General features: G+C 68.5%; 21 protein-coding genes. 13 read left to right on the plus strand and 8 right to left on the minus strand.

Annotated elements, in window-relative coordinates; translation table 11 throughout:
- Window positions 1-33 precede the first annotated feature (33 nt).
- Entirely contained in the window at window positions 34-879 is an 846-nt protein-coding gene (locus tag G578_RS26690) for an ABC transporter ATP-binding protein (protein ID WP_051244925.1), read from the plus strand.
- The gene (locus G578_RS28575) at window positions 863-1,861 is read left to right on the plus strand and encodes a TonB family protein (protein ID WP_051244926.1); all 999 of its coding nucleotides are present in this window, start codon (window positions 863-865) and stop codon (window positions 1,859-1,861) included. Before G578_RS26690 ends, G578_RS28575 begins: the two co-directional genes overlap by 17 nt.
- A 6-nt stretch (window positions 1,862-1,867) precedes the next feature.
- Here G578_RS28575 and G578_RS0116200 read toward each other — a convergent pair whose 3' ends face one another.
- Genes G578_RS0116200 through G578_RS26700 form a run of 3 tightly spaced genes read right to left on the minus strand, consistent with a single transcriptional unit; the run spans window position 1,868 to window position 4,180 of the window.
- The gene (locus G578_RS0116200; RefSeq protein ID WP_028795133.1) at window positions 1,868-2,509 is read right to left on the minus strand and encodes a LysE family translocator; all 642 of its coding nucleotides are present in this window, start codon (window positions 2,507-2,509) and stop codon (window positions 1,868-1,870) included.
- Window positions 2,502-2,966, minus strand: coding sequence for an Lrp/AsnC family transcriptional regulator (locus G578_RS0116205; protein ID WP_028795134.1), 465 nt, complete (start codon window positions 2,964-2,966; stop codon window positions 2,502-2,504). Before G578_RS0116205 ends, G578_RS0116200 begins: the two co-directional genes overlap by 8 nt.
- 20 nt (window positions 2,967-2,986) lie before the next feature.
- On the minus strand, window positions 2,987-4,180 hold the full coding sequence (locus G578_RS26700) for an adenylate/guanylate cyclase domain-containing protein (protein WP_169400871.1): 1,194 nt from the start codon (window positions 4,178-4,180) through the stop codon (window positions 2,987-2,989).
- A gap of 90 nt (window positions 4,181-4,270) precedes the next feature.
- Between G578_RS26700 and G578_RS0116215 the strand changes: the two genes are divergently transcribed.
- On the plus strand, window positions 4,271-7,018 hold the full coding sequence (locus tag G578_RS0116215; RefSeq protein ID WP_028795135.1) for an ATP-dependent DNA helicase: 2,748 nt from the start codon (window positions 4,271-4,273) through the stop codon (window positions 7,016-7,018).
- Here G578_RS0116215 and G578_RS0116220 read toward each other — a convergent pair whose 3' ends face one another.
- Genes G578_RS0116220 through G578_RS0116230 form a run of 3 tightly spaced genes read right to left on the minus strand, consistent with a single transcriptional unit; the run spans window position 7,019 to window position 10,404 of the window.
- Entirely contained in the window at window positions 7,019-8,050 is a 1,032-nt protein-coding gene (locus G578_RS0116220) for an LTA synthase family protein (RefSeq protein ID WP_028795136.1), read from the minus strand.
- A 51-nt stretch (window positions 8,051-8,101) separates the two neighbouring features.
- The gene (locus G578_RS0116225; RefSeq protein WP_028795137.1) at window positions 8,102-9,157 is read right to left on the minus strand and encodes a COX15/CtaA family protein; all 1,056 of its coding nucleotides are present in this window, start codon (window positions 9,155-9,157) and stop codon (window positions 8,102-8,104) included.
- 59 nt (window positions 9,158-9,216) lie between these two features.
- Window positions 9,217-10,404: an amidohydrolase family protein gene (locus G578_RS0116230; protein WP_038015135.1), complete on the minus strand. Its 1,188-nt coding sequence runs from the start codon at window positions 10,402-10,404 to the stop codon at window positions 9,217-9,219.
- A 303-nt stretch (window positions 10,405-10,707) separates the two neighbouring features.
- Here G578_RS0116230 and G578_RS0116235 point away from each other — a divergent pair, with 303 nt between their 5' ends.
- The 4 genes from G578_RS0116235 (at window position 10,708) to G578_RS0116250 (ending at window position 13,490) form a co-directional block, all read left to right on the plus strand.
- Window positions 10,708-11,787: an NAD(P)/FAD-dependent oxidoreductase gene (locus G578_RS0116235; RefSeq protein ID WP_051244928.1), complete on the plus strand. Its 1,080-nt coding sequence runs from the start codon at window positions 10,708-10,710 to the stop codon at window positions 11,785-11,787.
- Entirely contained in the window at window positions 11,784-12,098 is a 315-nt protein-coding gene (locus G578_RS0116240) for a 2Fe-2S iron-sulfur cluster-binding protein (protein WP_028795140.1), read from the plus strand. Before G578_RS0116235 ends, G578_RS0116240 begins: the two co-directional genes overlap by 4 nt.
- A 9-nt stretch (window positions 12,099-12,107) precedes the next feature.
- Window positions 12,108-13,100, plus strand: coding sequence for a DUF2332 domain-containing protein (locus G578_RS0116245; RefSeq protein ID WP_028795141.1), 993 nt, complete (start codon window positions 12,108-12,110; stop codon window positions 13,098-13,100).
- 81 nt (window positions 13,101-13,181) lie between these two features.
- A complete protein-coding gene (locus G578_RS0116250; RefSeq protein WP_028795142.1) occupies window positions 13,182-13,490 on the plus strand; it encodes a 2Fe-2S iron-sulfur cluster-binding protein in 309 nt (102 codons plus the stop codon).
- Window positions 13,491-13,562: 72 nt separating this feature from the next.
- Here G578_RS0116250 and G578_RS0116255 read toward each other — a convergent pair whose 3' ends face one another.
- Window positions 13,563-13,841: a Usg family protein gene (locus tag G578_RS0116255; RefSeq protein ID WP_051244929.1), complete on the minus strand. Its 279-nt coding sequence runs from the start codon at window positions 13,839-13,841 to the stop codon at window positions 13,563-13,565.
- Window positions 13,842-13,857: 16 nt separating this feature from the next.
- Here G578_RS0116255 and G578_RS0116260 point away from each other — a divergent pair, with 16 nt between their 5' ends.
- The 5 genes from G578_RS0116260 (at window position 13,858) to G578_RS0116280 (ending at window position 18,041) form a co-directional block, all read left to right on the plus strand.
- Entirely contained in the window at window positions 13,858-14,310 is a 453-nt protein-coding gene (locus G578_RS0116260) for a hypothetical protein (RefSeq protein ID WP_028795144.1), read from the plus strand.
- 9 nt (window positions 14,311-14,319) lie between these two features.
- Window positions 14,320-14,889: a PAS domain-containing protein gene (locus G578_RS0116265; RefSeq protein ID WP_028795145.1), complete on the plus strand. Its 570-nt coding sequence runs from the start codon at window positions 14,320-14,322 to the stop codon at window positions 14,887-14,889.
- Window positions 14,890-15,154: 265 nt separating this feature from the next.
- Window positions 15,155-15,472, plus strand: coding sequence for a co-chaperone GroES (locus tag G578_RS0116270; RefSeq protein ID WP_028795146.1), 318 nt, complete (start codon window positions 15,155-15,157; stop codon window positions 15,470-15,472).
- A gap of 81 nt (window positions 15,473-15,553) precedes the next feature.
- Window positions 15,554-17,188, plus strand: coding sequence for a chaperonin GroEL (gene groL / locus G578_RS0116275; protein ID WP_028795147.1), 1,635 nt, complete (start codon window positions 15,554-15,556; stop codon window positions 17,186-17,188).
- Window positions 17,189-17,435: 247 nt separating this feature from the next.
- Entirely contained in the window at window positions 17,436-18,041 is a 606-nt protein-coding gene (locus G578_RS0116280; RefSeq protein ID WP_028795148.1) for a PAS domain-containing protein, read from the plus strand.
- A gap of 30 nt (window positions 18,042-18,071) precedes the next feature.
- Here G578_RS0116280 and G578_RS26705 read toward each other — a convergent pair whose 3' ends face one another.
- Window positions 18,072-18,707, minus strand: coding sequence for an HAD family hydrolase (locus G578_RS26705; protein ID WP_051244930.1), 636 nt, complete (start codon window positions 18,705-18,707; stop codon window positions 18,072-18,074).
- Between the two features lie 139 nt (window positions 18,708-18,846).
- On the opposite strand from G578_RS26705, the gene G578_RS0116290 reads away from it, so the two are divergent.
- Window positions 18,847-19,557 carry a class I SAM-dependent methyltransferase gene (locus tag G578_RS0116290; RefSeq protein WP_028795149.1) on the plus strand — a complete coding sequence of 237 codons (711 nt, stop codon included), beginning with the start codon at window positions 18,847-18,849 and terminating at the stop codon, window positions 19,555-19,557.
- The last annotated feature ends 2 nt before the right edge of the window (window positions 19,558-19,559 follow it).

The following is a 19,559-nucleotide window of genomic DNA, read 5'->3' on the forward strand; positions in this document are numbered from 1 at the left end:
GCGATATGCGCCATCGCGATCGGACCGCCGCCCATGAATACCGCCCTTGCTCCCTCATCATCCGTCCCGACGACGGGCCTCAGCGCCCGCGACGTCAGCCTGCATGCCGGCGGCCGCGCCCTGCTCGACGGGGTCAGCCTGTCGTTTCGGCCCGGCGAGGTCGTCGGACTGCTCGGGCCCAACGGGTCCGGCAAGAGCACCCTGCTGCGAATTCTCGCCCGCCTGGCCGAGCCGTCCTCGGGCTCGGTCACCCTGGACGGCGCTCCGATCGCCGGGCTGGACCGCCGCCTGACCGCCCGTACCCTCGGCTATCTGCCGCAAAGCGCGCGCAGCGAATGGCCGATCTCCGCCCGCGAGACGGTCATGCTGGGCCGCACGCCGTTCCTGTCGCCCCTCGCCCGCAACTCCGAGGCCGACCATGCGGCGGTCGAGACCGCGCTGGCCGTCACAGACACCACGCACCTGGCCGACCGCACCGTCACGACCCTGTCCGGCGGCGAACGCATGCGGGTGATGCTCGCCCGGGTGCTGGCGGGATCGCCGTCGCTGCTGCTGCTGGACGAGCCTGTGACCGGGCTGGATCCGCGCCACCAGCTGGAAGCCATGCTTCTGCTCGACCGGCTCGCCCGCGACGGCCGCGGCACGCTGGTGGTGCTGCACGACCTGACGCTGGCCGCCCGGTTCTGTCACCGGGTCTATGTCCTGCACGAGGGCCGGGTGGTGGCCGAGGGTCCGCCGGCCGAGGCGCTGGATGCGGCGACCATCGCCGCCGCCTTCGAGGTGGAGGCCCGACGGATCGGCGACGGCGACGATGCCCTGATCGTGCCCTGGTCGATCCGGGCGCGGAACAGCGGAGGCTCCGATGCCGGCTGCCGCTGACCGCCTCTTCGCCCCCGAGCCGACCGCCCCCTCCCGGCGGCCGATCCTCGCCGCCCTGGCGGTATGCGCGTCGGTCGCCGTACATGGCGTGGCGCTCGCCGCCGCCATCGGCCTGTGGGGCGCCGAGGAGGCCGCGCCGCCTCAGGCATTCGAGGTCGTGATGGTCACCCTCACCCGACCGAATCCGGCCCCTGCTCCCGGAACGGCGCCGCGCTCGGCAGCACCGGACCCCGCCGAACGGGGCGGTCCGCCCGCCGTGGCCATGCCGGTGGCCGACGCCGCCACCCCGGCGGTCCGGGCGCCCCGACCGGTCAGCGCCCGCGCCGCCGCCCCGGCACCGCCGGTTGGATCGCCCCCTCCGCCGGAGCCCGTCCGGGTGAGATCAGCGGCGACGGCGCCCCCGTCCGCCGTCGCGGAGACCATCGCGCTCGAGCAGGCCCCTGTTGCCCATGCCGACACGGCCCAGCCGCCGAAAGCTCAACCGGAGACAAGTCAACCGGCGACGGCGCAACCTGTGGCGCCGACGGTGGCCGAGCCGCCCCGTCCGGTCGCGCGACCGCAGCCGGCCGCCGGTTCAAGGACCGAGCCCGCCCGTCAGGTCGCGGCCCTGCCGGCCGGTCAGCCCGAGGCTCCTCCCGCTCCGTCCAGCGCCGCCCGGGATGCCTCTCGGGGCGCCGCTTCCGAGCCTGCCGGCGCCGGCTCGAGCCCGGCGGAATTCGCCCTCGGCTCGGCCGGCAATCCGGCGCCGGACTACCCGTTCCGGGCCCGCCAGCGCGGCTGGGAAGGTCGGGTCGTCCTGCGCGTCGCCGTGGACCGACAGGGCCGTCCCATCCGGATCGACGTGGCCGAAAGCAGCGGCCATGGGGTGCTGGACCAGGCGGCCCATCGGACCATCACGACCTGGGTCTTCCAGCCGGCGACGCGCGGCGGCCATGCGGTCGCCGGCGAAACCCTCGTCCCGATCGTCTTCCGGCTGAACTGAGGGCGGTCAGATCAGACCCAGGCCCCGGGCCACCGCCAGCAGGCCGAAGCCGACGATCAATGCGCCGGCCCCGCGGTTGATCCAGCCGATCGCCCCGTCGCTCAGGCGCCGTCGCAGCACGCCGCCCACGGCCCCGGCCAGGGTCAGCCACCAGACCCCCGACCCCAGGAAAACGCCGAGGACCAGCAGCAGGGCGGGTGTCCAGCCGGTCTGCTCTCCCAGCACCACCCCGAGTCCGGCGAACAGCGCGACGAAGGTCAGGATGGTCTGCGGGTTGGCCAGGGTCAGGCCCACGGTCTGGACGAACGCCATGAGCGGATGCGGGCCGACCGAGGCTGTCCGGGCCGGGCCCTGCGCCCGGGTGCGCCAGGACTGGACGCCGAGCCAGATCAGCGCCGCCCCGCCGGCAAGCGCCAGAACCGTCTGCCAAGCCAGCAGGAAATCCGAGACCGCCGTGAGCCCGAAGGCGGCCACGGCCCCATAGCCCGCATCGGCCACCGCCGCCCCCAGTCCGGTGGCGAAGCCCGTCGCGAAGCCGTACTCCAGCGACCGGCGGATGCACAGCAGACCGATCGCGCCGACCGGCATCGCCAGGGCGAGGCCGAACAGGAAACCCTGGCCGAACGGCCCCAGCCCCCAGTCAGTCATCCCCGGACACGTCCACCGGCAGGGGGCCGTTGTCCTTGGCGGAGGACAGGGCGATATGGGTGTGGCTGCGCGCGACGCCCGGCAGGGCTTTGAGCCGCCCGGTGATCAGCGTCTCCAGCGCCTTGGTGTCGCGCGCCCGTACCTTCAGCAGATAGGACCACTCGCCGGTGACATGGTGCAGCTCCAGCACCTCCGGCATCAGGGTCGCCGCGGCGATGAAGCGCTCGTTGTGCCCGGTGTGGTCGATCTCGACGAAGATGAAGGCGAGCAGTCCCAAATCTACCGCGTCCGGATCGACGCGGGCCGACCAGCCGGTGATCACGCCGCGCTCCTGCAGCCGCTTCAGCCGGTCGTTCGCCGCCGAGACGGAGAGCCCGCACGCGCCGGCGATCTCCGCATTTGTGGCGCGGCCAAAGGCCTGCACAAGATTGATAATATTCCGGTCAATTTTATCCATGACCGGATAATTGACGGATTCTACCTCTGTTTCAAGGAAAATAGTGGTATTTCGACCGCCATCCCCCGCACCGGATGCATGCCCATCTCATCGACCGCATCGGCCGGAAGATGGGCGGCCACCTCGGCCGACATCAGGATCGGACACTTCAGCGGCCGGCACAGGGCCTCGATCCGGCTGGCCAGGTTCACCGCCGGGCCGATGACGGTGAAGGCCTGGCGCCCGCCGGCGCCGACATTGCCGTACCGCACCGTGCCGATATGCAGCGCGATATCGACCGGCAGCGCCTCCGGCTCGCGCGCACGAAAGGCGGCAACTCGGTCGTGGATGGCCCGGGCCGCCGCCACCCCGCGGGCACAGGCGCCCGCCGGATCTCCCGCCACGTCGAACGCCGCCAGGAACCCGTCGCCGAGGAAGGCCAGGATCTCGCCGCCCTCCGCCTCGATGGGCGGCACCATGGCGTCGAAATGCCGGTCCAGGAAGTCCACGAGCCGAGCGCCCGGCATCGTGTCGCTCGCCGTGGTGAAGCCGGTGAGATCGGCCACCAGGATCACCGCCTCCAGCGACTCGGTGTGCCCCGGCTGCACCGCGCCGGTGAGCACGGCCGCACCGGAGCGCGGACCGAGATAGGCGCCGAGCAGGTCCCGGGCGATGGCACGCTCGCGCCCGGGCTCGCAGGCGGCGACGAGACACGGCACGAGACGGTCGAACACCGCGAGGTCGTCGGCCCCGAACCCCTGCGGACGGCGCGACAGCCAGCGCACGATGAACCCTTCCGGCCGCCCTTGTCGCCGGCCGCCGACCGGCACCATATGGGCGAGGTAGTCGGTGTAGCCCTGCTCGCGAAGCTCCTCGAACACCGCGAAATCCATCGGGCAGGCGGGGTCCCACAGCGGTCGGCGCATCCGCAGCTCGCCGCTTGTCAGCATGTGGTAGAGTGGGCTGTTCAGCCAGATGTCCCGGGTGTCGTCAGCATGCCGCCACACTCCGGTATCCGGCGCCTGATCCGCCGTCCAGGTCACGCCGATGGCATCGATCTCCGGGTGCAGGGTCCGGGCCCCGACTCGGATCTCGTCCAGGGGCAGGCCGATGGAGGTCAGGGCCTCGCCCAGCGCGACGGTGATCGGTTCGACATCGGCGCGGGCGAGCGCGAACTGAACCAGCCGCTCCTCCAGCGCGCGCAGGGCTGTCTCGCGGCTTTCCATATCAGCCATCGCCATTCCGCAGTCGGTGTGTGACACGGCAAATCTAGCCGCCACCGACGCTTGCTTTCAAACATTCCGGCAGCCTGCTAGACGAACCCCATGCGCTCCCCCGTCGCCCGCGAGATCAGCCAGATGCACGCCCTGCACGCCTCCCCCGTGGGGACGGCGTGGCGCCTGCCCGATGGGCGGATCGAGCATCCCACGCCGTCGCGGGCCGCCCTGCGCGCCCACGAGACGCCGCCGGTCGTGTGCCATGCCCGCTCCATCGCCCGCCGGCTTGGGGTCGAGCAGGTCGTCGCCCTCGATGTGCTGGAGCTCTTCGCCTTCGTGCGGCCGGCGCAGTTCTGCCTGCCGACCCCACGCGGCCTGGCCGAGGCGGTGGGCCTCCCGGCCCCGCACACGCTGGACGATGCGCCGGACACTCTGCTGGAGGTCGCGGATGCTCTGCTGGCCGAGATCCCGGAGCGCCAGGCTCTCGGCGCGCGCGACCGCTGGGCCCGGCCGATCGCCAAGGCGATGCATGACGGCGGCTGGGGCTGGGGACGGCTGATCCTGATGGCCCTGGACGAGCCCGACCCGGGACCGCCGGCACCGATCCGCCCGGCGACCATGGAGGTCTGGCGCGAGCTGCAGGAATGGTCGGAGCACGCGCCGCAGCCGCCCGCCGGCCACGAATCGGTCGGCGAGAGCGAGGCGCGGGTGCGCCTGTCCACCATGCTGGGCGACAGGGCCGAGCCGCGGCCGTCCCAGGCCGACTATGCCGCCGCCACCTCGGCCGCCTTCCGCCCCCGGGAGCGCGAGGACGAGCCGACCGTCGTGCTGGCCGAGGCCGGAACCGGCGTGGGCAAGACCATGGGCTATCTCGCCCCGGCCTCGGTCTGGGCAGAGAAGAACGAGGGCGCCGTCTGGATCTCCACCTATACCCGCAACCTGCAGCACCAGATCGACGGAGAACTCGACCGGCTCTATCCCGACCCGGTCGGCAAGGCGACGAAGGTGGTCGTGCGCAAGGGGCGGGAGAACTATCTCTGCCTGCTGAACCTGGAGGAGGCGATCCGCACCCTCACCCTGCAGCCGCAATACGCCACAGCGCTGGGGCTGATGGCGCGCTGGGCGCGGGCGACCCGGGACGGCGACCTGCAGGGCGGCGACTTCCCGGCCTGGCTGTCCGACATCCTGGGGCGCGGCCGCACCCTGGGCCTCGCCGATCGGCGCGGCGAGTGCGTCTATTCCGCCTGCCCGCACTACAACAGGTGCTTCATCGAGCGCTCGGTGCGCCGGGCGCGAAGGGCTCGGATCGTGGTCGCCAACCACGCGCTGGTGATGATCCAGGCCGCCCTCGGCGGGGTCGACGACGCCCATGTGCCGACCCGCTACGTCTTCGACGAGGGCCATCACGTCTTCGACGCCGCCGACAGTGCGTTTTCCGCCCATCTGTCGGCGCTGGAATCGGTCGAGCTGCGCCGCTGGCTGCTGGGGGCGGAGACCCGGCGCGGCGGCCGGGCCCGTGGCCTGCGCCGCCGGGTGGAGGAGCTGATCGCCGACCGGCCCGTCGCCCTGGAGGCGATGGAGGAGATCGAGGATTCCGCCCGCGCCCTGCCCGGCGACGGCTGGATGAACCGGATCTCCGACGCCCAGCCCAAGGGACCGACCGAGACCTTCCTGGTGATGGTCCGCCAGCAGGTCTATGCCCGCTCCGCCGACCCGCGCTCGCCCTACGGGCTGGAATGCGAGACACGGCCGCCGGTGGAGGGTCTCGCCGCCGCTGCGCGGGTGCTGGAGCAGGCGCTGCGCAGGCTGGTGGAGCCGATGCTGGCCCTGCGCAAGGACCTGCTGGCCATGCTGGACGAGCAGGCCGAAGATCTGGAGACGGCGACCCGCCTGCGCATCGAGGCGGCCGCCCGGTCGCTGTCCCGGCGCGGCGGGTCCATGGTGGAGGGCTGGCGTTCCATGCTCTCCAGCCTGGAAGCCGAAACCCCGGCGGAATTCGTCGACTGGATGGCGGTGGAGCGGATCGAGGGCCGCGACATCGATATCGGTCTGCACCGCCACTGGATCGATCCGACCCGGCCCTTCACCGAAACGGTGGCCAAGGCCGCCCACGGCATGGTGGTGACCTCGGCCACCCTGCGCGACGGGACCGGCAACGACGACCTGGACTGGCATGCGGCCGAGGCCCGCACCGGCTCGCTGCACCTGCCGACGCCGGCGATCCGCACCGCCGTCGCCTCGCCCTTCGACTATCCCAACCGCACCCGCGTCTTCATCGTCGGCGACGTGCGCAAGGACGATTTCGACCAGGTCGCCGGCGCCTACCGCACCCTGTTCCAGGCGTCCGGCGGCGGCGCGCTCGGCCTGTTCACCGCGATCAGCCGGCTGCGCCAGGTGCATCACCGCATCGCCCCCGCCATGGATCAGGCCGGGCTGCCGCTCTACGCCCAGCATGTGGACGGCATGAACCTCGCCACCCTGATCGACATCTTCCGGGCCGAGCCGGAAAGCTGCCTGCTCGGCACCGACGCAGTGCGCGACGGGGTCGACGTGCCGGGGGACAGCCTGAAGCTGATCGTGTTCGACCGGGTGCCGTGGCCGCGTCCGGACATCCTCTATCGCGCCCGGCGCGCGGCCTTCGGCGGCAACGCCTATACCGACATGCTGACCCGCCTGCGCCTGAAACAGGCCTTCGGCCGGCTGATCCGCCGGGCCGACGACAAGGGCGTCTTCGTCCTGCTCGACCCGAGCATGCCAAGCCGCCTGCTCGGCGCCTTCCCGCCCGACGTGCCGGTGAAACGCTGCGGTCTCGCCGAGGCGGTGGCGGAGACCACGGCGTTCCTCAATGCGAACTGATCAGGCGCGGTCCGGTCGCAGACCGCGCAGCCCCGGCGGGATCGCCGCCTCCGCCCAGCCCGTCAGCCACTCCCGGTTCTTCAGCGCCGCGTAACCGGCAAGCAGTACCAGGATGCCGAGCCCGCTGAGGGCGAAGGGGAACCAGGGCGAATCCTCGAACAGCCGGAAGGCGAGATAGCCCAGATAGCCCATGACGCCCATCACCCCGAACACCATGAAAACCCGACGGCGCAGGAACACCGACAGGACGATCAGAGCGACATTCAGCAGGCAATACAGGAGCCGCGCCAGCTCGGTCTCCGCGTCCGACAGCGAAAGGCCGCCCCAGAACGCCAGCATGCCGAACAGGTAGAGCCAGAAGGCGTAGTCCCGGCGGAAGGACAGGTCGGCCCAATAGGCGACGATCAGCACCGGGATGCCGAACACCATCGACACCATGCGGCGGATCTCGAAATAGTCGGCCCGCTCCTCGACCAGCAGCGGCGCGATGTCCATCGACATGAACCACAGCACCACGCCCATCACGAACACCAGGAACGGGAAGCGATAGGCGCGCAGCAGCCCAGCACCGACCGCCAGCGTGGCGACCTCCATGGCGAACCAGCCGCCCTTGATATAGCGCGTGAAATCGCCGTACTCGCCCGGCTCGACATCCGGCCAGAGGCCGGCCTCGAGCTGCACGCCGTAGACGATCATCGGAACCATCGCCAGGGCCACGGTCACGCAGAACCCGCCCGGCACGTGCATGCTGGCGCGCCGGATCAGCAGGTCGCCGGCGATCAGGAACACAGCGCCGTACAGGAGCCCGATACCGGCGATCGCCAGTCCGGAGAACGTCTCCCAGCTCTGCCCGACATAGAGGGTCATCGCCGCGATGACGATCAGCGCTCCGGCGTAGAACAGGACATTGATGGCGGTGAACGGTACGTCCGGCCGGGACGCCTCCATGTGCCGCCACAGGACGGCGCCCTGCTCAGGGGTCAGGCCGCTGTGCTCGACGGCCTGATCGAAATCGGTCCGGGTGATCTTCATCCGCAGCCCCCGTCGGCACCTGGCTAAAGGAGGCGCTAGTGGAACCGTCAATCAGGGCGCGCGTAAGGCGAACCGCGTCCACACGGCGAGGCTGAACAGCGCCACGGCACCCGCCTGGTGCAGCGCGCCGAGCCAGACCGGCACCACCGCCAGCAGGGCGGCGATGCCGAGACCGACCTGCAGCAGCACCATCGCCCCCAGCAGGGTCAGCGCGAGCTGCGCGGCGCCTTCGGTGCGCGGCCGGTTGCGGATCACGAAGACCAGGGTCAGCAGCGCGGTCAGCACCGCCACCCAGCGGTGATGGAACTGGACCGCCGGCACATGCTCGATCAGGGAGCGCCAGCCGAGATCCGCGTCCCAGTACTCCGCCGGCACGAACCGCCCGCCCATCAAGGGGAAGGTGTTGTAGGCGTACCCGGCGTCGGTGCCGGCGACAAAGGCGCCCAGGACCACCGTGATGGAGACCGCCGCCAGCACGTGTCCGGCGCCGATCCGTTGGCCGCGCGTGCCGCCGGACGGCGTCCGCACCAGGCCGAGGGCCGTCCACAGCAGCAGGCCGAGAATGAGGAAGGCCATGGAGAGATGCACGGACAGGCGGTAGGGGCTGACCCGCGCCTCGTCGACCAGCCCGGACGTCACCATCCACCAGCCGATGCCGCCCTGGATGCCGCCGAGCACGAACAGCAGCACCAGCCGCGGCACCAGCGCGCGCTCGATCCGCCCGGTCAGCAGGAAGAACAGGAACGGCACGGCGAAGACGATGCCGATCAGCCGGCCCCAGACCCGGTGGATGTATTCCCAGAAGAAGATCGTCTTGAAGTCGTCGATCGTCATCCAGAAGTTGGACGCCGTGTATTCCGGGGTCGCCTTGTACATGTCGAAGACGCGCTGCCATTCGGCATCGCCCAGGGGCGGAATCCAGCCCATCAGCGGGCGCCACTCGACCATGGAGAGGCCGCTCTCGGTGAGCCGGGTGATGCCGCCGATGACGATCATCGCCGCCACCATGAAGGCGGAGGCGAACAGCCAGGCCGCGACCGCCGGACGGGCGCGCTCGGCCTTGGAAGGAGCCGTCCGAGAAGACGGTGAAAATGTCGCGTCGCTCATGGCTTGGGGATATGGCGCAAGGCCCGCGTCCGGTCAAACGGCGGGGTGTCGCAGTTCGGTCATCCGGCCGGCTCGATCGTCAGCCGCCCGTTCTCGGCGACGACCCTGCCGCGCTTCATCACCAACCTGCGGGGCGGGTGCTCCACCACGGCCTCCGCCGGCGTCTCGGCATCGACCAGCACCAGGTCGGCGGTGCAGTCCGGGTCCAGACCGTAGCCGGCGGCCCCCATCACCTGCGCGCCGCCGGTCGTCGCCATGTCCAGGGTCAGGGCAATATCCTCGTCCCGTCGGAAACCGTTGCGATAGGCGACGATGAAGGCCCGCTGCAGCATGTCGCCGGAATTCAGCGGTCCCCAGGAATCCCGTATCCCGTCCGATCCGGTGAACAACCGGACACCCGCGTCGTGCAGGCGTCGGACCGGCGGGAACGGGGTATCGCCGGACGGGCCGTGGGTCATGATGGCGATGTCCTGGTCGAGCAGCTTGCCGATCAGCCCGGCCAGCCGGTCGTCCGATACGCTGCCGAGGCAGAAGGCATGGCTGACCGCCACCCGCCCCTTGAGCCCGAGCGCCTTGGTGCGCTCGTGGATCATGTCGAGGGTGACGGCCCCCACCTCGCCCCGATCGTGCAGGTGAATGTCCACCTCCACCCCGTGCCGGTCGGCGATGGCGAACAGCCCGTCGAGCTGACCCTTCGGGTCGCGGTCGATGCCGATCGGATCGAGCCCGCCGATCGCGTCGGCCCCCTCGGCGCAGGCCCGGTCCAGCAGCTCCAAGGTGCCGGGACGGGTCATCACGCCGGTCTGCGGGAAGGCAACGATCTGCATGTCCATGCGGTCGCGCACGGCGTCCCGGGTCTCGGCGACGCCGTGGAAATGCGCCAGTCCGATATCCGGACCGATATCCACATGGGTGCGGCAATGGGTGGTGCCGCGCGCGACCATACGGTCGACCACCCGCGCCGACTGGCGGGCGGGCGAGAAATCCGCGATCTCCGAAAGCACCTGGCGTTCGTTGGCGATCATCGACTGCACCCCGGCCGCGGCCGTGAACGGCCGCCAGCCCATGCCGAGCAGCGTCTTGTCGATATGGCCATGCGCGTCGACCAGGCCCGGCAGAGCGATGGCGCCGCCGCCGTCGATGACCTGAGCGCCGGCGGGCGCCTCGGAGACGATCCGTCCGTCGTTGACCGCCAGGTCGATGACGGCCCGGCCCCAGGGCCTGATATTCTTGAGGATGATGGTCATCGCCCGCCTCCAGTTGATCCGGCTCGGGAAAGGTCCGCCAACGCAGGCAAGCCGTCAATCCGCCCCTCCCGTCATCCTGACGCCCGTCAGGATCAAGCCACGGACGACTCCGACCGCCTGGGCGCAGGTCCTGATCGACATCAGGACGACGGGTTGGGTTGGCGGAGAGGGCTGGATGGACGGCAGGGAACGCGATGGCCCACCGCGGGCCGGCCACATTAAACCAATCGAACGCTTGGCCCCGCCCCGCCGGGTGCCTATGTTCGACGCGACCATCCGACACTTCGAGCCCCGAGCCGCACCATGTCCCCAGACGCCGCCACTGACGCCGCCCCCTCCATCATCACCGCCGAGGGTGCGGGTCCGCACCAGACCGACGTCACCATCATCGGCGCCGGCCCCTGCGGCCTGTTCGCGGTGTTCGAGCTCGGGCTGCTGGACCTCAAATGCCATCTGGTCGACATCCTCGACCGGCCGGGCGGCCAGTGCGCCGAGCTGTATCCGGAGAAACCGATCTACGACATCCCGGCGGTCCCGGTCTGCACCGGTCAGGAGCTGACCGACCGCCTCATGGAGCAAGTCGCCCCGTTCAGCCCGGTCTTCCACCTCAGCCAGATGGCCGAGAAGCTGGAAAAGCTGGAGGACGGCACCTGGCGGCTGACCACCGATACCGGCACGGTGATCGACAGCAAGGTGATCGTCATCGCCGCCGGCGGCGGATCGTTCGTGCCGAAGAAGCCGCCGATCCCGGGCATCGACGCCTATGAGGGCTCCAGCGTGTTCTACGCGGTGCGCAAGATGGAACAGTTCCGCGGCAAGAAGCTGATCGTCGCCGGCGGCGGCGACAGCGCGCTGGACTGGGTGCTGAACCTGCAGCCGCTGGCCGAGTCCGTCACCCTGGTCCACCGCCGCGACGAGTTCCGCGCGGCCCCCGACAGCGTCAACAAGATGCGCGCCCTGGTGGCCGAGAAGAAGATGACCCTGGAGATCGCCCAGATCTCCGGCCTGGAGGGCGAGAACGGCCAGCTGACCGGCGTGGTGTTCAAGGACAAGGAGCGGGGCGAGTGGTCGGTGCCCTGCGACATGCTGCTGCCGTTCTACGGGCTGACCATGAAGCTCGGCCCGGTGGCCGAGTTCGGCCTGAACCTGGAGCAGAACCTGATCCCGGTGGATACCGAGAAGTTCGAGACCTCCACCCCCGGCATCTTCGCCATCGGCGACATCAACACCTATCCCGGCAAGCTGAAGCTGATCCTATCCGGCTTCCACGAGGCGGCGCTCATGAGCCAGGCGGCGGTGCGCATCGTCCATCCGGACAAGAAGATCCGCTTCCAGTACACGACCTCCTCCACCGACCTGCAGCAGAAGCTCGGCGTCGCATGATCCTCAACGTGACCACCCCCGACGGCGAGCGCCATGCGCTGGAAGCGCTGGAGGGCTGGCGCGTGATGGAGGTGATCCGGGACTGGGACCTGCCGATCGTCGCGGAATGCGGCGGCGCATGCTCCTGCGCCACCTGCCATGTGTATGTGGACGCGGACTGGCTCGACAGGCTGCCGCCGCGCAGCGAGGAGGAAGAGGCGAAGCTGGACGAGGCATTCGACGTCCGCGACACCTCCCGCCTCTCCTGCCAGATCCTGATGCGCGAGGAGCTCGACGGCCTGCACGTCACCCTCGCGCCCATGCCCAGATAGGCCGCCCCGATGAGCGGGACGGCCGCGATCGCCAGACGCTATCGGGACTTTGTCGACGAGCAGGTGCGCGGGAGGTCGCCGATCTATGTCGCGCTCGGCCTGGCGGTGGCCGAGACGCCGGACATCCTCGCCTTCCTCGCAACACTGCCGGCGCCGAAGCAGCAGCCGAACCTGCTGCTCGCCGCGGTCCGCCATGTCTGCGGTGTGCCGGCCGACGGCACCGCCCTGGCCGCGGCGATCCGAAGCCGGGGCGAAGCGATCCGCGCCGTCATGCTGTCCCACTCGACCCAGACCAACGAGCCGGGGCGCTGCGCGCTGATGATGCCGGTGCTCGCCCGCCTGCCGCAGCCGATCGCATTGTTCGAGATCGGGACGTCGGCCGGTCTCTGCCTCTATCCGGACCGATACGGCTACGACTACGGTGGTGTCCGGCTGATGCCCGAGGGAGCGGGCGACGACGTGCCGGTCTTCCCCTGCGCGATCGAGCCGGCGGCGTTGATCCCGTCCTCCTACCCGACCATCGCGTGGCGCGGCGGCCTCGACATCAACCCGCTCGACGCCACCGATCCGGAACAGGTGGCCTGGCTGCAGACCCTCGTCTGGCCGGAGCAGACCGACCGGGCCGACCGTCTTGGCAAGGCCCTGGCGATCGCCCGCCAGGACCCGGTGGCGATCCGCAAGCGCAGCCTGCTCGATCCGCTGGACGACGTGTTCGACGGCGCCCCGGCCGGCGCCACCCGCGTGCTGATCCACAGCTCGGTTCTGGCCTATATCGACGACGGGGAGGAGAGGCGGCAGGTCTGCGACCGCATACGGGCTGCCTGCGACGTGTGGATCTGCAACGAGGCCACCCGCGTCCTGCCCTGGATCGCGGAGAAGGCCCCGGCTTCCCCGCCGAACGGCATGTTCATGCAGGCGGTGAACGGAATGCCGGTCGCCTGGACCGACCCGCACGGCGCCGCCCTGAGGCTGATCGGCGACCGTCTGGACCTCTCCCTGTGAGGCGCAAAGCGCTGGACCCTGCCGGTGCCTTCGCCTAAACCTCGGAAAAAATCCGAACGTCATGCAAGTCGAGGGGACCCGATGAAGATCCAAGTGACCGACCGAGAAGGCGGTGAGCACGAAGTCGAGGCGACCAAGGGCTGGCGGGTGATGGAGATCATCCGCGAGGCCGGGCTGCCGATCACCGCCGAATGCGGCGGCGCCTGCGCCTGCGCCACCTGCCATGTCTATGTCGATCCCGACTGGTGGAACAAGCTGGACCCGCGCGGCGAGGAGGAGAACGACATGCTCGATCTCGCCTTCGAGGTGCAGGAGAACTCGCGCCTGTCCTGCCAGATCCTGTTCGACGAGAGCCTGGACGGCCTCAAGGTCACCCTGGCCCCTGAATAAGCCGATGCCTGAGTACATCGGTGCCTGAGTAAGCCGAAGGGCCGTGACCGGCCCTTCGGTCCCGCCCGCGGCCTAGTGGTAGGCGAAGTCGTGGGTGGCGTACGCGATCTCCTGCGGCCGGACCAACTCCGCATTGGCGATCCGCACCGTGTGGAGCCGGCCGTCGATATTGCGCTCCCAGTAGTCGAGGAACTTCGTCAGCCGGGGGAAGTCCGGCGCGATATCCATCTCCTGCCAGAGATAGCTTTGGAGAAGCTTGGGGTAGTCGGGAAGACGATAGAGGATTTCCGCCGTGGTCAGCCGATATCGATACAAGTCGTTGACGCTCGGACGGGTTCCGGAATGCAGCATCGCGCCTAACCTCCGCATGAACGCAGTTGACGCTGAAAATTCTGCTGGTAGAAAGCCCGCGCGGACAAGAGGAATTCTGTTTTACTTCAGTATTTTAGCAGCCACCATCGGACTCTGCTGCCAACTCCTCCCCGCTTCCGCGTCGGCCGACACCGGCACCTGCCCCGGCCTCGGGCAGGGCGACGGTCCCGACCTCGCCGCCTGTATCGTCAACCAGCTCTGCATCGAGGGTATCTACTCGCCGCCGCGCTCGATCGAGCTTCCGGCCGAAGCGGTCGAGGCCTATCGGCAGGCGGAGATCGACACTCTGGTCCGGCACTTCCGCCTGGAGGTCCAGTTCCGCAAGCGCGCCGGCGCGGATATCGGCCAGTGCGGCTATACTGGACCGACCAAGTTCATGTACTCGCTGGTGGAGCCCACCTCGCCCACGACCATCGCGGTCACCTTCGACCCGAACTGGACATACTGACGGACGGCCATGACCACGGTGTCCTGCATCCGCACCGCCGCCTTGAAGCCCCGGGCGCGGGCCTTCGCCGACTACTGGCTTTCCCTGCCCCGGACCGACCTGATCCCGTACCGGCGCGACTTCGAACCCGGGGCACTGGCCGGCATCCTCAACACCTTCCTGATCTTCGAGATCGTCGCCCCGGATCACTTCCTGGTCCGGCTCGCCGGCACCACCGTGATCGAGCATTACGGCCGCGAGATCACCGGACAGAACTATCTCGACTTCCGCACCCCGCAGGAGCGGTCGATCACCCGGGCAGCGATGACGCTCATTGCCACTCACCCCTGCGGCCAACTCGTCAGCCAGGCGGTGCGGACCGGCGACGGGAAGGGCCGGATCTCGGAATCCTTCGGCCTGCCGATGCGCGACGACGCGGGGCGGGCGACCCTGCTGTATTATCAGGTGGACGATATCCGACTGGACGATTTCAAGACGCGCGAGGAGCGCTATCTCCTGGAGAAGAAGACCGCGATCCGGCATTTCATCGACATCGGCAACGGCATCCCCGACTTCCCCCATGTCGGGACGCTGAGTTGACGGGGTCGCCTGCACCGGGCCGCGGCCGCCCGGATGGTTGATCCGGCGGACGCTAAACCGCATATACCGTTGCAACTTCACCGCCCCAACGGACCGGTCCGGAGCGCGAAATCTGCGCGAACGCGCTCGCAGCCCGCTTGACAGTTTCCTCCCGCCTCCTTACATCGCTGGCACTCACCGGGCGAGACTGCTAACAATACGAGTCAATCCCGGCGACATTGCTCAAACTGCACGTCTCAACAGAGTGTAAATTGGAGGAAGGGTCATGAAATTTCGGCCGCTCCACGACCGCGTGGTGGTTCGTCGTATCGACGCCGATCAGAAGACCGCTGGCGGCATCATCATCCCCGACACGGCGAAGGAAAAGCCGATGGAGGGTGAAGTCCTGGCCGTGGGTCCGGGCGCCCGCGACGAAGCCGGCAAGATCGTCGCTCTCGACGTGAAGCCGGGTGACCGCGTCCTGTTCGGCAAGTGGTCGGGCACCGAGGTGAAGATCGACGGTGACGATCTGCTGATCATGAAGGAAAGCGACATCATGGGTGTGCTCGAGGGCACCTCCAAGTCGTCCAAGAAGGCCGCCTAACCAGCTGTCCCATTCAGCGAGGGGCCTTCGAAAGAAGCCGCTTGTAACAAAGGGCTAACCCTATCCAAGGAGAACAACAACATGGCTGCCAAGGACGTTAAGTTCGGCATCGATGCCCGCAACAAGATGTTGCGCGGCGTGGACATTCTGGCCGACGCGGTGAAGGTCACGCTGGGCCCGAAGGGTCGCAACGTGGTTCTGGAGAAGTCGTTCGGCGCGCCGCGGATTTCCAAGGACGGCGTGACCGTCGCCAAGGAAATCGAGCTGTCCGACAAGTTCGAGAACATGGGCGCGCAGATGGTGCGCGAGGTCGCTTCCAAGGCCAACGACGTGGCCGGCGACGGCACCACCACCGCGACCGTGCTGGCGCAGTCGATCGTCCGTGAGGGCGCGAAGGCCGTTGCCGCCGGCATGAACCCGATGGACCTGAAGCGCGGCATCGACAGCGCCGTCGAGGCCGTCGTCGCCGACATCGAGAAGCGCTCGAAGAAGATCACCACCTCCGGTGAGGTCGCCCAGGTCGGTACCATCTCGGCCAATGGCGAGAAGGAAATCGGCGAGATGATCGCCAAGGCCATGGAGAAGGTCGGCAACGAGGGTGTCATCACCGTCGAGGAAGCCAAGTCGCTGCACACCGAACTCGACGTCGTCGAGGGCATGCAGTTCGATCGCGGCTACCTGTCGCCGTACTTCGTGACCAACGCCGACAAGATGATCTGCGAGCTGGAGAACCCGTACATTCTCCTGCACGAGAAGAAGCTGTCCAACCTGCAGGCCATGCTGCCGGTTCTGGAGCAGGTCGTGCAGTCCAGCCGTCCGCTACTGATCATCGCCGAGGACGTCGAGGGCGAGGCCCTGGCCACCCTCGTGGTCAACAAGCTGCGTGGCGGCCTGAAGGTCGCGGCCGTGAAGGCCCCGGGCTTCGGCGATCGCCGCAAGGCGATGCTCGAGGACATCGCGATCCTGACCGGCGGCACCGTCGTGTCCGAGGATCTCGGCATCAACCTCGACAGCGTCACGCTGGACATGCTCGGCACCGCCAAGCGTGTCGCCATCACCAAGGACGAGACCACCATCGTCGACGGTGCCGGCAAGAAGAAGGACATCGAGGGTCGCTGCTCGCAGATCCGCGCTCAGGTCGAGGACACCTCCTCCGACTATGACCGCGAGAAGCTGCAGGAGCGTCTGGCGAAGCTCGCCGGCGGTGTGGCCGTGATCCGCGTCGGCGGTGCGACCGAGATCGAGGTGAAGGAGCGCAAGGATCGCGTGGACGACGCGATGCACGCGACCCGCGCCGCGGTCGAGGAAGGCATCCTGCCGGGTGGCGGTGCCGCCCTGGTCTACGCCATCAGGGCGCTGGACAAGGTCAAGTACGCCAACGACGACCAGCGCATGGGTGTGAACATCATCCGCCGCGCCCTGGAGGCTCCGGCCCGTCAGATCGCGTCCAACGCCGGTCACGACGGTTCGGTCATCGTCGGCAAGCTGCTCGAGTCCAAGGACAGCAGCTGGGGCTTCGACGCCCAGAGCGGTGGCTTCACCGATCTGGTGAAGGCCGGCATCATCGACCCGACCAAGGTTGTCCGCAGCTCGCTGCAGAACGCCGCGTCGGTCGCCGGCCTGCTGATCACCACCGAGGCCATGGTCGCCGACAAGCCGGAGCCGAAGTCGTCTGCTTCGGCGGGCGGTCCGGACATGGGCGGCATGGGCTTCTGATCCAGCCCTCTTTAACGATGCGGGACGGGCCGGGGAGCGATCCCCGGCCCGTTTCTATTCGCGCCCCCGCTTGCCAAGCCCCTTAGAGGCAAATCACGACAAGACGAATGTGGTAAACAACACAGTTTCTTAAAGTTGATTAACTATTTTACTTTCAGATTGAAATGAACTTTCCCTAATTCCAATTCGATACTTCTGGTCGCCGATCGTACCATCCGATATCGTTCCCGCATCGTAGGGAAAAGCGATGTCAGCAGCCGTTCAGAGCAATCCGGGTTTCCCACCCCCGTCCGCCACGGCCGAGGGACAGCTGGGAGATGCCGTTCTCGATCCGCTGCTGGCATATTGGACGATCAAGCGGGACCGGCGCACGCTACCGAGCCGAGCCGATATCGACCCGGTCGATATTCCGGAACTTCTCCAGCACATCGGCCTGATCGACGTCGAGGGCCCGCCGCGCCGCTACCGCTACCGGCTGGTCGGCTCCTACATGCAGACCATGTTCGGCGAGAACTATCAGGGCAAATACCTGGATGCGGCCAAGCACGGGCGGTATCGCGACTTCCTGAACGACCTGTACACCGCCGCCGTCGAGCACCGGCGGCCGATGCTCAGCGAGGCGATCTTCGACTACGGCGCGGAGCGGACGGTCACCATCCGGCGGTTGATCCTGCCCCTGGCCGAAAGCGATCTGGCGCCCGTCAACATGCTGCTCTTCGCCAACGCCTTCATCGCACCGAACCTGCCCGGTACCGCGACCCCGATGCTGCATCTGCGCATGGACGCGCCGTTCCAGGCGGTGTTCCTGTCCTCCATCGACAAGGCGGTCTGCCGTCCCCTCACGGTCGACTGATCGGGCGTCTCGCCCGCCGGAAGCAGCCGCTCAGCCCACCGGAAGCCCGGCAGCCGTCCACCACGCGGTGAAGGCGCCCGGGTCGGCGAAGTGATGGGTGGCGAACCCCAGCTCTGCCGCGCTCCGGATATTGGCCGCGCTGTCGTCGATGAAGGCCGTCCGCTGCGGATCGAGGCCCGCGCGCTCGATCAGGATGTGGAAGATGGCGGGGTCGGGCTTGATGACCCCTTCGTCACCGGACACCACGACGGTGTCGAAGCTCCGCAGGAAATCGAATCGCGCGGCGGTCTGCGGGAAAGTCTCCCGACCGAAATTGGTCAGCCCATGCAGCGGCAGGCCGGCGGCCTTCGCCTGGCGCAGTGCCGCGACCGTATCCGGGATCTCGCCCGTAATCATTTCCTGGAACCGGCCGTAGAAGGCGCGGATCTGTGGCGCGTAGTCGGGGTGCCGGCCGATCGCCTCCGCCTCCGCCTCGGCGATGGATCGGCCGCGATCCTGCTCGATGTTCCACTCGGTGGTGCAGACAGTGGCGAGAAACCAGTCGACCATGCCCTCGTCCGCGGTCATGTCGACCCGGGTGAAGATCTTCCGGTACAGCAGCCGCGGGTCCCAATGGATCAGCACGTTGCCGATGTCGAAGACGACGGCGTCCAGGCTCTCGGGCATGTCAGTTCCTTGTCGGAGGATGCAGCGGCACGGACTTCCGACTTACGGGGCCGCGCCGGTCCGCGCAAGCGGCAAGCGGACGCTTGGCCCAGCCCGGGCCATCGTGTATCGACCCGTCTCCCAAGGGGCGGAGGCACGAATGTCGGAAGGCTGGGTCGAGTCCGCGGATGCCTGGATCGCGGAGCAGGGCGAGTCCGGCGATCTCTCACGCCGCTTCGTTCTTGATGCGCGGATGCTTGACCGCGTCGCCGGGATCGCACCCGCGAACGCCCTGGATGTCGGCTGCGGTGAAGGACGGTTTTGTCGGATCCTGCGCGCGCGGGGCATCGCGACTGTCGGGATCGACCCCACCCGACCGCTGTTGGATCGCGCCAGGGCGCTGGACCCCGACGGAGACTATCGGGACGGTGTAGCCGAGGCCCTGCCCGTTCCCGATGCCGCCTTCGACCTGGTGGTCAGCTACCTCACCCTGATCGACATTCCGGATATCGACTTGGCGCTGGCCGAGATGACCCGTGTCCTACGTCCCGGCGGCGCGCTGCTGATCGCCAACCTGAACGGCTTCGCCACCGCCCTGGTGGATGGCCGCTGGAAGGCGGACGCCGATGGCATACCGCGCTTCCGCATCGACAACTATCTTGAGGAACGGACCGATTGGGCCGAGTGGAAGGGCATTCGGGTGCGAAATCGGCACCGCCCGCTCAGCCGCTACATGTCCGCCCTTCTGCACAACGGTCTGATCCTGCGCCATTTCGACGAGCCTGCACCGACCGGCGGCACCCCAGACTGGGCCGACCGCAACACGCGCGTCCCGTTCTTCCATGTCATGGAATGGCGGAAGCCGGCCTGACC

Origin of the sequence: Thalassobaculum salexigens DSM 19539 (genome assembly GCF_000423805.1) — a bacterium.
GTDB lineage: Bacteria > Pseudomonadota > Alphaproteobacteria > Thalassobaculales > Thalassobaculaceae > Thalassobaculum > Thalassobaculum litoreum.

Coding starts and splice junctions, on each gene's coding strand:
- G578_RS26690 (WP_051244925.1), top strand. CDS start 34: ATGAATACCGCCCTTGCTCCCTCATCATCCGTCCCGACGACGGGCCTC.
- G578_RS28575 (WP_051244926.1), top strand. CDS start 863: ATGCCGGCTGCCGCTGACCGCCTCTTCGCCCCCGAGCCGACCGCCCCC.
- G578_RS0116200 (WP_028795133.1), bottom strand. CDS start 2,509: ATGACTGACTGGGGGCTGGGGCCGTTCGGCCAGGGTTTCCTGTTCGGC.
- G578_RS0116205 (WP_028795134.1), bottom strand. CDS start 2,966: ATGGATAAAATTGACCGGAATATTATCAATCTTGTGCAGGCCTTTGGC.
- G578_RS26700 (WP_169400871.1), bottom strand. CDS start 4,180: ATGGCTGATATGGAAAGCCGCGAGACAGCCCTGCGCGCGCTGGAGGAG.
- G578_RS0116215 (WP_028795135.1), top strand. CDS start 4,271: ATGCGCTCCCCCGTCGCCCGCGAGATCAGCCAGATGCACGCCCTGCAC.
- G578_RS0116220 (WP_028795136.1), bottom strand. CDS start 8,050: ATGAAGATCACCCGGACCGATTTCGATCAGGCCGTCGAGCACAGCGGC.
- G578_RS0116225 (WP_028795137.1), bottom strand. CDS start 9,157: ATGAGCGACGCGACATTTTCACCGTCTTCTCGGACGGCTCCTTCCAAG.
- G578_RS0116230 (WP_038015135.1), bottom strand. CDS start 10,404: ATGACCATCATCCTCAAGAATATCAGGCCCTGGGGCCGGGCCGTCATC.
- G578_RS0116235 (WP_051244928.1), top strand. CDS start 10,708: ATGTCCCCAGACGCCGCCACTGACGCCGCCCCCTCCATCATCACCGCC.
- G578_RS0116240 (WP_028795140.1), top strand. CDS start 11,784: ATGATCCTCAACGTGACCACCCCCGACGGCGAGCGCCATGCGCTGGAA.
- G578_RS0116245 (WP_028795141.1), top strand. CDS start 12,108: ATGAGCGGGACGGCCGCGATCGCCAGACGCTATCGGGACTTTGTCGAC.
- G578_RS0116250 (WP_028795142.1), top strand. CDS start 13,182: ATGAAGATCCAAGTGACCGACCGAGAAGGCGGTGAGCACGAAGTCGAG.
- G578_RS0116255 (WP_051244929.1), bottom strand. CDS start 13,841: ATGCTGCATTCCGGAACCCGTCCGAGCGTCAACGACTTGTATCGATAT.
- G578_RS0116260 (WP_028795144.1), top strand. CDS start 13,858: ATGAACGCAGTTGACGCTGAAAATTCTGCTGGTAGAAAGCCCGCGCGG.
- G578_RS0116265 (WP_028795145.1), top strand. CDS start 14,320: ATGACCACGGTGTCCTGCATCCGCACCGCCGCCTTGAAGCCCCGGGCG.
- G578_RS0116270 (WP_028795146.1), top strand. CDS start 15,155: ATGAAATTTCGGCCGCTCCACGACCGCGTGGTGGTTCGTCGTATCGAC.
- groL (WP_028795147.1), top strand. CDS start 15,554: ATGGCTGCCAAGGACGTTAAGTTCGGCATCGATGCCCGCAACAAGATG.
- G578_RS0116280 (WP_028795148.1), top strand. CDS start 17,436: ATGTCAGCAGCCGTTCAGAGCAATCCGGGTTTCCCACCCCCGTCCGCC.
- G578_RS26705 (WP_051244930.1), bottom strand. CDS start 18,707: ATGCCCGAGAGCCTGGACGCCGTCGTCTTCGACATCGGCAACGTGCTG.
- G578_RS0116290 (WP_028795149.1), top strand. CDS start 18,847: ATGTCGGAAGGCTGGGTCGAGTCCGCGGATGCCTGGATCGCGGAGCAG.